Here is a 13623-nt window from a genome sequence, read left to right as displayed (position 1 = left end):
CGGTGGACTGGATATCTCAACGCTGGGACGACCTGACAGGCCTGGGATCAGGCAGCTGGCTGGCCATCGCGGCGTGGGCCGCACTGGCGTTCGGCATCGTCGTACTGATCGTGGTGAACCGCCAGCTGTCCAAGAATCGCCAGCTCAAGCAGGATCAGGTGCGCCCGCAGGTGACCATGTTCATGGAGCCGCACGCGTCGGACTGGCATCTGATCGAGCTCGTGGTCCGCAACTTCGGGCAGACCGCGGCGCACAACATCTCGTTCGATTTCACGCACCACCCGACGGTCGCCATCTACGAGGATTCCGACCATGACGGCGAACTCGATGTCACCGAGCTGCGACTGCCCAGCGAACTCTCGGTCCTGGCTCCGGGGCAGGAGTGGCGAACCATCTGGGACTCGGCGATCAGCCGCGAGGAGCTGGGTGGGTCCATCCGGTCGCGATTCGAGGGGACGCTGACCTACTACGACGCGCCGGCGCCCGTGCAGGGCAAGAAGTCCCGCTTCGGGCGCAAGCCCCGCGAGTTCGAGTCGAAGGCGGTGCTCGACTGGGCGGCGCTGCAGCCGGTGCAGCGGCTGGAGCTGATGACGACGCACGACCTCGCCAAGCGCGAGAAGCAGAAGCTCGAACTGCTGCGCAGCGTGCTGACGTACTTCCACTACGCCTCCAAGGAGACGCAGCCCGACGTCTTCCGCGCCGAGATCGACCGGATGAACCGGGCGGTCCGCGAGACGCAGGACCGGTGGCGCAGCCGCGCTTCCGACGAGACCACGGAACTGGAAATCCAGTGGTTCGACGACGGCCCCAAGGGCCGGCACCGCAACGCCGTCCACTGACAGGACGCCTCCGAAGGCACGTCTAGCATCGGCTCACACCTGTTCCCGGCCCGGGAACCGACCGAGGGAGAGCCGATGAGCACCGTCACCTACTCCGTGACCGATGCGGTTGCCACGATCACGCTGGACGACGGCAAGGTCAACGTCCTGAGCCCGACGATGCAGGAGAACATCAACGCCGCGCTGGATCAGGCCGAGCAGTCGGACGATGTCAAGGCCGTCGTCATCGCCGGCAACAACCGGGTCCTGAGTGCCGGGTTCGACCTCGCGATCTTCGGCTCGGGTGACGCGGCGGCCGGGTTCGCCATGCTGCGCGGCGGCATCGAACTCGACGCCCGGCTGCTGCGCTTCCCCGTCCCCGTGGTGATCGCCGCGACCGGACACGCGATCGCCGGCGGCTCGTTCCTGCTGTGCTCGGGTGACCATCGGGTCGGCTCGGCCACGATGCGGTGCCAGGCCAACGAGGTGGCCATCGGCATGACGGTGCCGCAGTCCTGCATCGAAATCCTCCGGCTGCGACTGACCAATTCGGCCTTCCAGCGGGCGGTCGGCCTGGCCGCCACGTTCACCGGCGAGGAAGCCCGGGCGGCCGGCTGGGTGGACGAGATCGTCGACCAGGAGCACGTGCTGAGCCGCGCCCAGGAGGTGGCCGCGGGATTCGCCGCGACGCTGCACCCCAAGCATCACCTGGCCAGCAAGCTCAAGGCCCGCGCCGGCGGACTGGCCGCGATCCAGGCCGGCATCGACGGTCTGGCCGCCGAGTTCGCCGGGTAACGCCACACATCGACAAAGCTGTCGGTACGCCGACCTAGGGTGGTCCGATGGCGCTACACCTGCACCGAGCCGAAGACACCGGCGCGCTGGCCGCCGGGCTGGGTGCACTGCTCGCCGAACCGCCGGCGGATCCGTTCGCCTCCGAGCTGGTGCTGGTGTCCGCCCGCGGTATGGAGCGCTGGCTCAGCCAGCAGCTGTCCCATGCGCTCGGCCGCGGCACGGCGAACGACGGTGTGTGTGCGGGTATCGAATTCCGCTCCCCCGCATCGCTTCTCGCGGAGATCACGGGGACGGCCGACGACAACCCGTGGGAGCCCGACGCCCTGGTGTGGCCGCTGCTGGAGGTGCTCGACGAGCTGGGCGCAAACCACCCCTGGGCGGGCACCCTGGCCGCGCACCTCGGCTACACCGCGCTGGGCAATCCCGAGGAGACCCAGTTGCGGCAGGGCCGTCGGTACGCGGTGGCCCGGCGGCTGGCGGGCCTGTTCGACACCTACGCCAAAGCCCGGCCGGCGATGCTCGCCGACTGGCTGACGGGCGGCGAGTCCGACGGCGCGGGCGGCCGGCTGGACGACGACCTGCGGTGGCAACCGCACCTGTGGCGCGCGACCGCCGAACGTGTCGCTGCCGACCCGCCCCCGGTGCGGCAGGCGAAAACCATTGCCCGGCTGGTCGATTCGCCGTCCGAGCTACCCCCGCGGCTGTCTTTGTTCGGGCACACCCGGTTGCCCGCGGCAGATCTCGAACTGCTCGGGGCCTTGGCGACCCACCACGATCTGCACCTGTGGCTGCCGCACCCCAGCGACCCGTTGTGGCAGGCGCTGTCCGATCTGCGCGGGCAGGAGCTCCGGCGCCAGGACAGCAGCCGGTTGCGGGTAGGCCACCCCCTGCTGCAGACCCTGGGCCGCGATCTGCGGGAGCTGCAACGCGGCCTGCCAGCCGCGCAGTCCGATCGGTTCCACCCCCGCAGCGGATTCCCGGACACGCTGCTGGGCCGGCTGCAGTCCGACATCTCGGCCGACGAGGTGCGGCCCGGCGGGCGCCGGCTGGCCAAGGGCGACCGGTCCGTGCAGATCCATCGCTGCCACGGCGCGGCCCGGCAGATCGATGTCCTGCGTGATGTGCTGCTGGGCCTGCTCGACGACGACGAGACCCTGCAGCCGCGCGACATCCTGGTCATGTGCCCCGACATCGAAACCTATGCGCCGCTGATCACCGCGGCGTTCGGGGCGGGCGAGCATGCCGACCTCGGCCACCCGGCCCAGAGCCTGCGGGTCCGGTTGGCCGACCGCGCGCTGACCCAGACCAATCCCCTGCTCGGGGTGCTGGCCGAGCTGCTCGACATCGCCGACGGCCGGGCCACCGCCAGTGCGGTGCTGAGCCTGGCGCACAGCGAGCCGGTGCGCCGGCGCTTCGCGTGGGGCGACGACGACCTCGTGGACCTCACCGAATGGGTTGGCGCGGCGGGCATTCGGTGGGGTTTCGACGCGGCGCACCGCACCCCGTACGCGCTGCAGCGATACCCGCAGAACACCTGGCAGTTCGGGGTCGACCGACTGCTCGTCGGCGCCGCGATGTCCGACGATTCGCAGGGCTGGCTCGGTACCGCGTTGCCGCTCGACGACGTCGACTCGAACCGCGTGGAACTGGCCGGCCGGTTGGCCGAATACGTCCAGCGGTTGTGCGGTGTCGTCGACCGGCTCACCGGCGCGCAGCCCCTGGACAGCTGGGTGGAGATCCTGCGCGACGGCGTCGCGCAGCTCACCCGCGTCGGCCCCGACGAGCAGTGGCAGCAGGCGCAACTCGACCGTGAACTCGCGAAAGTGTTGACCCACGCGGGTTCTCGGTCCGGCACGACGCTGCGGCTGCCCGATATCCGGTCCCTGCTGCGCCGGCAGCTGGCCGGCCGCCCGACCCGCGCCAACTTCCGCACCGGCACACTGACGGTGTGCACCATGGTCCCGATGCGCTCGGTGCCGCATCGCGTGGTGTGCCTCGTCGGGCTCGACGACGGCGTCTTTCCGCGCACCAACATCGCCGACGGTGACGACGTCCTGGCCCGTCGCCCGCTCACCGGTGAACGCGACATCCGTTCGGAAGACCGGCAGTTGCTGCTCGATGCGATCTGCGCGGCCACCGACACCCTGGTCGTCACCTACACCGGCACCGACGAACACTCCGGCGAGCACCGGCCGCCCGCGGTCCCGGTACAGGAGCTGCTCGACGCGCTGGACCGGACCACGACCGAACCCGTCCGGGACCGCATCGTGGCCGACCACCCGTTGCAGCCCTTCGACATCCGCACCGTCGCCTGTGACGAGCTGGTACCCGACCGGCCGTTCACCTACGACCCGGCGGCGTTGCGCGGGGCCAGGGCCGTCCTGGGCGAGCGCCGGCCGAAGCCGCGGCTCATCGACGGCCCGCTGGACGAATCGCCCTGCGGTGACGTCGAACTCGCCGAACTGTTGCGGTTCTTCGCGAACCCGGTGAAGGGGTTCTTCCGGGCACTGGACTACACGCTGCCGTGGGACGCCGACGAATTGTCCGATGCCATCCCGGTCGCCATCGACGGCCTCGGCAAGTGGGCGGTCGGGGAACGCATGCTCGACGACCTGAAGATCGGCCGCGACCCGGACTTCGTCATCGGCGCCGAGTGGCGGCGCGGCACGCTGCCCCCGGGCCGGCTCGGCTGGCGGCAGGCCAACGAAATCCGCGGTGAGGCCCTCGAACTGGCAACCGCCGCCCGGACGCTGCAACGCGGCGAGGCGAGTGCGCTGGACATCGACGTCGACCTGGGCCAGGGCCGCAGGCTCACCGGCACCGTCGCGCCGGTGTGGCAGGACCGCACCGTGACGGTCACCTATTCGAAGCTGGGCGCCAAGCACCGGCTGCAGGCCTGGGTCACCCTGGTGGCGCTGGCGGCAGGTGCGCCGGAACGCGAATGGGAGGCGTACTGCATCGGCCGCGGCCCACGGGGCGGCGTGCACGCCATGGGGTATCGGCCTCCGGAGCAACCGCTTTCGGTGCTGCGGGACCTGGTCGCGATCTACGACGCGGGCCGCCGCGAACCGCTACCCCTGCCGTTGAAGACGTCGCTGGAGTGGGCGCGGGCGCGGCTGTTCGACGACCCGGTACCGGAGCGGGGCGCCGAGTCGGAATGGCGGTTCGAGAAGGACGGTGCCGAATACGTGGAGGTCTGGGGGCCGGCCGCGCCGTTGCACGTGTTGCTCGACCCGCCGCGACCCGACGAGCTCGCCGTCCGCGGCGAGACCACGCGCCTGGGCGCCTACGCGGCCCGGCTGTGGCAGCCGCTGCTCGACGCGGAACGGCGGGTCTGATGGACGCGTTCGATCTGCTCGGCCCGCTGCCGGAACCGGCGACGACGACGGTGCTGGAGGCCAGCGCCGGCACCGGAAAGACCTATGCCCTCGCCGGTCTGGTGACGCGGTATGTCGCCGAGGGTGCCGCGACGCTGGACCAGATGCTGCTGATCACCTTCAGCCGGGCGGCCACCCGCGAACTGCGCGAACGGGTGCGGGCGCAGTTGGTGAGGACCGTTGCCGCCCTGGGTGATCCGTCCGGGGACGACGACGACCTGATCCGTCACCTGGCGGACGTCGCGCCCGACGAACTGGTGCTGCGCCGGGCCCGGCTGCGCGACGCGCTGTCGGATTTCGACGCCGCGACCATCGCCACCACGCACGAGTTCTGTGGGCTGGTGCTGCGTTCCCTCGGCATCGCCGGCGACACCGATTCGGGCGCGCAGTTGGTGGAGAGCCTCGACGATCTGGTCGGCGAGATCGTCTCCGACCTGTACCTCACGACCTACGGAGACCAGCGCGACGAGCCCGCGCTGAGCTTCGCCGATGCGCTCGATCTGGCCAAGCGCGTCGTCGGCGATCCCGGCGCGCAGCTGCGACCCGAGACCGCCGACCCGGACAGCGTTGCCGCGCAACGCCTCTCGTTCGCGCGGGCGGTGCTCGAGGAGCTCGAACGCCGCAAGCGCCGGCTGGGGGTACTGAGCTTCGACGACCTGCTGAGCCGGCTCGCCACCGCGCTGGAGGAGCCCGACGCACCGGCGCGCGAGCGGATGCGCCGGCGCTGGCCGATCGTCATGGTCGACGAGTTCCAGGACACCGACCCGGTGCAGTGGCAGGTGATCTCGCGGGCCTTCGTCGGGCACAGCGCCGTGGTGCTGATCGGCGACCCGAAGCAGGCCATCTACGCGTTCCGCGGCGGTGACATCGTCACCTACCTGGATGCCGCGCGCAGTGCCGACCAGCGGCTGACGCTGGCCGAGAACTGGCGCAGTGACAAGGTTCTGGTGGACCGGCTGCAGACCGTGCTCAAGGGTGCGGCGCTCGGCGACAACGACATCGTGGTGCACCCCGTCGAGGCCCGCACCGAATGTCATCGGCTCACGGGAGCACCGCACAACGACCCGTTCCGGCTGCGGGTCGTCGCGCGCACGGAGTTCGGGACGCCGCAGCGCCGCATGGTGCCGATCGGCCAGTTGCGGCCGTACATCGCCAAGGATCTCGCCGCCGACATCTCGGTGCTGCTGGCCAGTGGCGCGCAGTTCGACGGCCGGCCGCTGACGGCCGGCGACATCGCGGTGATCGTCGACAGTGGCCTGGACGCCGTCCCCTGCCGGGATGCGCTGCTGGACTTGGGTATTCCGGTGGTGTACTCGGGCGACACCGACGTGTTCGCCTCGACCGCGGCGGCCGAGTGGCTGCGGCTGCTCGATGCCTTCGACACCCCCAACCGCAGCGGTGTGGTGCGGGCCGCCGCGACCACCATGTTCTTCGGCCACCGCGCGGCCGATCTCGCCGCCGGCGGCGACGAGCTGACCGACCAGATCACCACCACCATCCGGCAGTGGGCCGGCCTCGCCCGGGACCGGGGCATCGCGGCGGTGTTCGAGGCGGTGGTGTCGCTGGGTCTGCCCGAGCGGGTACTCGGGCATCGGGGCGGCGAGCGGCACATGACCGACCTGGCGCATGTCAGCCAGCTCCTGCACGAGACCGCCCATCGCGAGCGTTATCACCTGCCGGCCCTGCGGGATTGGTTGCGCCGCCAGATCAAGGACCGCGGCGGCCCGGCCGAACGCAACCGCCGGTTGGACAGCGACGCCGCCGCGGTGCAGATCATGACGGTGTGGCGCAGCAAGGGGCTGCAGTTCCCCGTCGTGTATCTGCCGTTCGGGTTCAACCGGTTCGTCAAGGCCGACACGGTGTTGCGGTTCCACGACACCGACGGCACACGGTGCCTGCACGTCGGCGGTGCCGGGGCCACCGACCGGGCCGCGGCCGAGCAGGCGGGCCTGGCCGAGACCGCCGGTGACAACGTCCGGCTGACCTATGTCGCGCTCACCCGCGCACAGTCACAGGTGGTGGCATGGTGGGCACCGTCGCGGGACGAACAGAACGGTGGCCTCTCGCGGCTGCTGCGGGGCCGCCGGCCCGGCGCCACCGCGGTGCCGGACTGCGTTGTCCCGCAGACACTTTCCGACGACGACGCGCTGGCATGTTTCACCGCGTGGGAGCACGCGGGCGGTCCGGTGGTCGAGGCGGCCGAGCCCGTCACCCCGATGACGCCGCCGGCACCGGAGGCACCGGTGGACCTGGACGTGCGGCATTTCCACCGCAGCATCGACACCTCTTGGCGACGGACGTCGTACTCGGCGCTGGTGCGCGTCGTCCACGACGACGGGCAGGCAGTGACCAGCGAACCGGACAGCGCGCTGCGGGACGACGAATCCGCCGACGTCGTGCCCGAGGCCCCACCGCCACTGTCCGGCAACGTGCCGTCGCCCATGGCGCAGCTGCCCGCGGGCGCCGCCTTCGGCTCGTTGGTGCACGCCGTGCTGGAACGTGCCGACCCGCTGTCCGGAGATCTGACGGCCGAACTCGCGGCCCGGATCGACGAGCAGGCCGGGTTGTGGAACGTCGAAGTGCCCACCGCTGAACTGGCTTCGGCGCTGGTGCCGATGCACGACACCCCGCTCGGCCCGCTGGCGCCGGGCCTGACGCTGCGGCAGATCGGGCTGCGGGACCGGTTGCGGGAACTGGATTTCGAGATGCCGCTGGGCGGCGGCCAGGACCGGCCCGACGCCGCGCGGGACATCCGGCTCGGCGACGTCGGCTTGCTGGTGAGCGAGCTGCTGCCGGCCTCGGATCCGCTGTCGGCCTACGGCGCGCGACTGCAGGCCGAACCGTTGGGACACCAGCGGCTGCACGGCTACCTGTCGGGTTCGATCGACGCGGTGCTGCGGGTTCCGGGCGAGAGCGGCCACAAGTACCTGGTGGTGGACTACAAGACCAACCGGCTGGGCGACTTCGGCACCGAGAACACCGCGGCGGACTACACGGCGCCGCGGCTCGCCGAGGCCATGATGCATTCCGACTACCCGTTGCAGGCATTGCTGTATTCGGTTGTGCTGCATCGGTTCCTGCGGTGGCGGCTGCCCGGCTACGAGCCCGCCCGGCATCTGGGCGGCGTGGCCTATCTGTTCGTCCGGGGCATGTGCGGCCCGGCGACCCCCGTGGTCGACGGTCACCCGTGCGGCGTGTTCAGCTGGCAGCCGCCGGTCGAGCTGGTGAGCCGGCTTTCCGACCTGTTGGACCGAGGGACGGCAGCATGACGGCACCACTGGAGGCAACACCGGACCGGCTGCCCGACCCCATGGACTGGCGGCAGGTGCCCGCGGCCACCGGGCTGCTGGCGACCTTCAACGCCGCCGGCGTGCTGAACGCCGCCGATGTGCATGTGGCCCAGCGGTGTTGCGCGCTGGCCGAGGAGACGCGCGATGTCGTCGCCCTCGCGGTCGGGCTGGCGATCCGGGCGCTGCGGGAAGGCTCGGTGTGCGTCGACCTCACCACCGTCGCCGACGACATCGGCGGTGACCTGCCCTGGCCGGCACCCGGCGAGCTGATCGCCGCCGTCGCGGATAGTCCGTTGACGGGCAAGGCCATCCGGCTGGACCACGCGCGGTTGCTGTACCTGGACCGTTACTGGCGCGAAGAACAGCAGGTGTGCACCGACCTGCTGGCACTGTCGGCGCAACCGTCGCGGTCGGTCGACGACACCGAACTCGAACGGCTCTTCCCGCCACCGGGTTACGCCGAACAGCGGGCCGCCGCACAACTGGCGCTGACGCAGCCGGTGACGGTGCTGACCGGTGGCCCCGGGACCGGCAAGACGACGACCGTGGCCCGGTTGCTCGCACTGCTGGCGCAGGCCGCGCACCCGGGGCGGCTGCGGATCGCGCTCGCGGCGCCCACCGGAAAGGCTGCCGCCCGGCTGCAGGAGGCCGTCTCGGCCGAGGTGGCCAAACTCGACTCGGCGGACCGGGAACGGCTCAGCGGGCTGCGGGCCGTCACCCTGCACCGGTTGCTCGGCGGGCGGCCCGACAGCGCATCGCGGTTCAAGCACCATCGCGGCAACCGGTTGCCGCACGACGTCGTCGTCGTCGACGAGACGTCGATGGTGTCCCTGACGCTCATGGCCCGGTTGCTCGAGGCTGTTCGCCCCGACACCCGGCTGCTGCTGGTCGGCGACCCCGACCAGTTGACCTCGGTGCAGGCGGGTGCCGTGCTGGCCGATCTGGTCGACGGCCTCACCGACCACCCGTCCATCCGCATCGCGGCGCTGCACACCACACACCGGTTCGGGGCGTCGATCGGCGGGCTGGCCGAAGCGATCCGGTCCGGTGACGCCGACGAGGTACTCACACTCCTGCGGGCCGGTGATGCGGCCATCGAGTTCATCGAGGATCCCGAGCCGGCCGCGGCGCTGCGACCCGTTCTGGTGGGCCACGCGCTGAAGGTACGTGCCTGCGCGCTGCTGGGCGCCGGGGCCGACGGCCTCACGGCCATGGACGAACACCGCCTGCTGTGCGCGCACCGCGACGGGCCCTACGGCGTGCGGCACTGGAATCGTCAGGTGGAGCGCTGGATCACCGACGAGACCGGACAGGCCACCTGGTCGCCGTGGTACCCCGGCCGCCCGCTGCTCGTCACCGCCAACGACTACGCGCTGGGCATCTACAACGGCGACACCGGCCTGGTCGCCGCGGGCCCGGACGGTGTCCAGGTGTACGTCGCGGGTGCGACTGCGACGCAACGGTTCTCGCCGAGCCGGATCGCCGATGTCGAGACCATGTACGCGTTGACCATCCACAAGAGCCAGGGCTCGCAGGCCGACGAGGTGACGGTGATCCTGCCGCCGGCCGACTCCCGGTTGCTGACCCGCGAGCTGTTCTACACCGCGGTCACGCGCGCGAAGAAGAAGGTGCGCATCGTCGGGTCGGCCGACGAGGTGCGGGCCGCGGTGCAGCGGCAGGCGCTGCGCGCGTCGGGCCTGCGGGACCGGCTGCGGGCCGGTACCTAGGGCCGCACCGGGTGCCGGCTCAGGATCGACACCCGGTTGAAGGCGTTGATCGCGGTGGCCACCCAGATCACCGCGGAAATCTCGTCGTCGTTCAGTACCGCTCGCGCCCTTGCGTATTCGCGCTCGGCGGTGTCGTGGTCGGGCAGCGTCGTGGTGATCTCGGCGAGCCGTAGCGCGGCGCGTTCGTGCTCGGAGAACAGCTCGGTGTCCCGCCAGGCGCGCAGCGTCGCCAGCTGTTTGTCGGTGACACCGGCCTTGACCGCGCGGCGGTGATGGATCTCCAGGCACGACGGGCAGCCGTTGATCAGGGAGACGCGGGTGTTGATCAGCTCCACCAGCGCCGGCGACAACCCGGCCTCGGCAGCGGTCTTCGTGACCGCGGTCGCGACCGCCACCAACGTCCGGTAGGCGTGGGGCGACTGCTTGTCGATGTGCACGTGCGCAGGGCCCGGTTCGGTGGTGTCCATTGCCTACTTTCAGGTTGTGGCCAGGACGGCGCGGGTATGGTCTGAGCGAACGCGACGATGGTACGCAGCCGGGAAGGCGAATCGTGAGCAATCTTGAGGCAGACCCCGTCGAATACGACTGTGCCGCCGGGCCTCCCAACCGCATCGAGATTCTGGAGCCGCGTGAGGTGCCGCTGGGCGGGCCGCGGGCCATGATGGTCCGTCGCACCTTGCCGCAGCGCGACCGCTCGCTGGTCGGCGCGTGGTGTTTCGCCGACCACTACGGCCCGGAAGACGTGCGCGTCAAGGCCGGGATGGATGTTCCGCCGCACCCGCACACGGGTCTGCAGACGGTCAGCTGGTTGTTCAGCGGCGAGATCGAGCACCGCGATTCGCATGGCATCCACGAGATGGTGCGGCCCGGTGAGCTGAACCTGATGACGGCCGGCGCCGGCATCTGTCACTCCGAGGTCTCCACGCCGGCGACGACGATCCTGCACGGCGTCCAGCTGTGGGTCGCACTGCCCGACGCCGCCCGCCACGGTCCCCGAAACTTCGACCACTATGCGCCACAGCCGGTTTCCTTCGGCGGCGCCACGGTGTCGGTGTTCCTGGGGACGCTGGCCGGACAGCGGTCACCGGTGCACACGCATACGCCGCTGCTCGGTGCGCAGGTCGATCTGCCCGCCGGCACCACCGTCGAGTTCGACGTCGACCCCACCTTCGAGCACGCCGTGCTGCTCGACCAGGGCGCGCTGACCGTCGCCGATACGCCGGTCCAGCCGTACGAAATGGCCTATCAGGGCGTCGGATCCACGCGTCTGACCCTCGCCAACACCGGAACCGAACCGGCTCGGGCCGTCATTCTCGGCGGCACGCCGTTCACCGAAGAACTGCTGATGTGGTGGAACTTCGTCGGACGCACGCACGACGAGATCGTCGAATACCGCAATCAATGGCAGGCCGAGTCGGAACAGTTCGGTGAAGTCCTCGGTTATCAGGGTGAGCCGGCGCGGCTGCCCGCTCCCCCGCTACCGACCACCCGTCTGGTCCCGCGGAAACCACCCACCGGAGGAAAGGCCCGAGTGATGCTCACCGACAAGAACGGCGAACCTGTCGAGGTGACCCAGGAAGCCGACCGATTCAGCATCGCGGTCGACGGAAAGCCCGTGGGGCTGACGGCTTTCATCGAGCACGGCGAGCAGCGGGTTTTCTACCACACCGAGATCGATCCGGCGTTCGGCGGGCGCGGGCTGGCCAGCGTCCTGATCGCTCAGGCGCTGGCGACCACGCGGCAGCAGGGCAAGCGCATCGTGGCGATCTGCCCGATGGTCAAGGCGTACGTCGAGAAGCACCACGACTTCGACGACATCCTCGATCCGCGGACGCCGGAGATTCTGCGGCTGCTGCCGCGCTAGGCCTCAGCCGATCAGCCCGCGTGCAGACGCCGTTCGGGATGTTCGGCCAGCCACCGTTCCTCGACTCGCTTGACCCGCAGGTGCTCGAACGTGATGACGAGCGCTCCCGCGGTGACCAGCGCGCCGGCGATGAGGCCGAGCGGTAGCTCGAGCCCCGTGTGACCGAACGCGGTTGCGAAGACGAAGCCGGCGATGGTGACGATGCCCAGTGCGATCAGGCCCAGGCCAGGCAGCCACAACGTGTCGATGAAGGATTCACCGGCATGCGGCTGGGTGGTTCGGGAATGATCCACCGGATCATGGTGTGCGCCCTTCATTCGCATCTCCCTCCTTGCCGAAGATGCCCTCAGGCTACGCCCGAATCCGGGTCATTGTGAGATAGTTCACACTTGGCCGCGACTGTCTTCGCGCGGTAGCTAGCGCGGCGGCAGCGGGGCCGCGACGGGCGCCGCGGTCACAGGCGGCGGCGGCAGGGCGGAGCCGCGGACCCATTGATCCCACGGCATGCTCCAGTCGCCGTTCTGGCTCAGCATCTGCGGCGGGCCACCGGTGTACTTGATCTCGACGACGTCGCCGGGCACGGAGAAGTCGTAGAACCACTTGGCATTCTCGCTGTTCAGGTTGAGGCAGCCGTGCGAGGTGTTCTGTTTGCCCTGCGCCCAGATGGTGGAGTTCAGCTGGTGCAGGTAGATGCCGTCATGGCTGATCCGGGTGGCCCACGGGATGGTCTCCTTGTAGCCGAGGCGGCTACTGGTCGGCAATCCGAACGTCGACGAGTCCATGATCACCGGGTTGGCCTTGTCCATCACGGTGTAGACACCGGGCGGGGTCCAGAACGAGATGACGGTGTTGCCGATCGTCTCGGTGCCGCCCATGCCCATCGAGGTCGGCATGGTGCGCACCAGTTGGCCGTTGTCGAAGACGCTGACCTGGTGGGTGTGGTCGTCGGCGACGGAGACGTGGGCGTTGCCGATCCGGAACGAGACATGCTCGTCCTGCTGGCCGTAGGTGTCCTCGCCCAGCCGGACGCCGTAAATCTTGGCCGCGACGCTGACCGTGGTGTTCGGCGCGTAGTACTTCTCCGGCCGCCAATGGGCGTTGGCGTCGTCGACCCAGTGCCACGAGCCGGTAACCGGCGGGTTGGTGGTGACGACGAGGTTGCGCTCCGCGGCGGCCTTGTCCTCGATCTTCTCGTCGAAGTGCGCGGTGACCACGACGCCGACGCCGTAGGTCCCGCCCTCCTGCAGCTGCGCACCGGAAACGGTGTTGAGGTACACCGCCGTCTGGTAGGTGGGGTCCAGCGTGGTGAAGCTCGACGTCTGCCGCGACGGCATGCCGGAGGGGCCGCGCGCCTCGATGGTCATCGTGTACTTGCGGCCGTAGCCCAGTTGCTCGGCGGGCGTCCAGGTCTTGGCGTCGGGCGAGAGCGTCCCGGGAATCTCTTTTCCGGCGCCGTTGACCATCGACACGGCGGTGATCGTGCCGCTCGCCGCGGTGACGTTGACGGGCGCCGCGGGGCTGACGTTCTTCGCCCCGCCGGCCGGCGAGACGCGCACGACGGCGGGCTCGGGAGCGGCGGGCTGCGACACGGACAGGTCGCGCGACGCGGCGACCACCTTGCAACCTTCCTGGCAGCGCGACGTCGACGACACCACGGTCCCACCGAGCACGGCAAGGACGGCCAACGCAGCGGCCAGCCAGGCGCCACGAACACGGCGGGATGAGGTCAACACAGCTCCAAAGTTCGGCTTC

General features: G+C 70.2%; 9 protein-coding genes and 1 pseudogene. 7 read left to right on the top strand and 3 right to left on the bottom strand.

The window, feature by feature from the left end:
• The first annotated feature begins 2 nt into the window (after positions 1 to 2).
• The 5 genes from ACJH6H_RS04985 to recD all read left to right on the top strand — a co-directional run bounded on the left by ACJH6H_RS04985 (position 3) and on the right by recD (position 10007).
• The gene (locus ACJH6H_RS04985) at positions 3 to 839 is read left to right on the top strand and encodes a hypothetical protein (RefSeq protein WP_212806969.1); all 837 of its coding nucleotides are present in this window, start codon (positions 3 to 5) and stop codon (positions 837 to 839) included.
• A gap of 75 nt (positions 840 to 914) precedes the next feature.
• On the top strand, positions 915 to 1613 hold the full coding sequence (locus ACJH6H_RS04980; protein WP_212806970.1) for a crotonase/enoyl-CoA hydratase family protein: 699 nt from the start codon (positions 915 to 917) through the stop codon (positions 1611 to 1613).
• Between the two features lie 47 nt (positions 1614 to 1660).
• On the top strand, positions 1661 to 4951 hold the full coding sequence (gene recC / locus ACJH6H_RS04975; RefSeq protein WP_212806971.1) for an exodeoxyribonuclease V subunit gamma: 3291 nt from the start codon (positions 1661 to 1663) through the stop codon (positions 4949 to 4951).
• Positions 4951 to 8259, top strand: coding sequence for a UvrD-helicase domain-containing protein (locus ACJH6H_RS04970; protein ID WP_212806972.1), 3309 nt, complete (start codon positions 4951 to 4953; stop codon positions 8257 to 8259). Before recC ends, ACJH6H_RS04970 begins: the two co-directional genes overlap by 1 nt.
• Before the next feature lie 41 nt (positions 8260 to 8300).
• The gene (recD, locus tag ACJH6H_RS04965; RefSeq protein ID WP_371824581.1) at positions 8301 to 10007 is read left to right on the top strand and encodes an exodeoxyribonuclease V subunit alpha; all 1707 of its coding nucleotides are present in this window, start codon (positions 8301 to 8303) and stop codon (positions 10005 to 10007) included.
• Here recD and ACJH6H_RS04960 read toward each other — a convergent pair.
• A complete protein-coding gene (locus tag ACJH6H_RS04960) occupies positions 10004 to 10474 on the bottom strand; it encodes a carboxymuconolactone decarboxylase family protein (RefSeq protein ID WP_212806974.1) in 471 nt (156 codons plus the stop codon). The genes recD and ACJH6H_RS04960 overlap by 4 nt on opposite strands.
• Positions 10475 to 10557: 83 nt before the next feature.
• On the opposite strand from ACJH6H_RS04960, the pseudogene ACJH6H_RS04955 reads away from it, so the two are divergent.
• Positions 10558 to 11523 (top strand): annotated as a pseudogene (locus tag ACJH6H_RS04955) (pirin family protein); the annotation flags it as partial.
• Between the two features lie 18 nt (positions 11524 to 11541).
• Complete coding sequence (locus ACJH6H_RS04950; protein ID WP_225433725.1) at positions 11542 to 11871, top strand: GNAT family N-acetyltransferase; 330 nt, start codon at positions 11542 to 11544, stop codon at positions 11869 to 11871.
• A gap of 11 nt (positions 11872 to 11882) precedes the next feature.
• On the opposite strand, the gene usfY is transcribed toward ACJH6H_RS04950, so the two are convergent.
• Both usfY and ACJH6H_RS04940 read right to left on the bottom strand, forming a co-directional pair.
• Complete coding sequence (gene usfY / locus ACJH6H_RS04945; protein WP_212806976.1) at positions 11883 to 12188, bottom strand: protein UsfY; 306 nt, start codon at positions 12186 to 12188, stop codon at positions 11883 to 11885.
• 99 nt (positions 12189 to 12287) lie between these two features.
• Positions 12288 to 13604 (bottom strand): Ig-like domain-containing protein, encoded by a 1317-nt coding sequence (locus tag ACJH6H_RS04940; protein ID WP_212806977.1) that lies wholly within the window; start codon positions 13602 to 13604, stop codon positions 12288 to 12290.
• Between the last annotated feature and the right edge of the window lie 19 nt (positions 13605 to 13623).

Source organism: Mycobacterium sp. SMC-21 (assembly GCF_045310825.1).
Taxonomy (GTDB): Bacteria; Actinomycetota; Actinomycetes; order Mycobacteriales; family Mycobacteriaceae; genus Mycobacterium.
The sequence above is the reverse complement of the archived record's forward strand: the minus strand, read 5'-3'. Positions and strand labels throughout refer to the sequence as shown.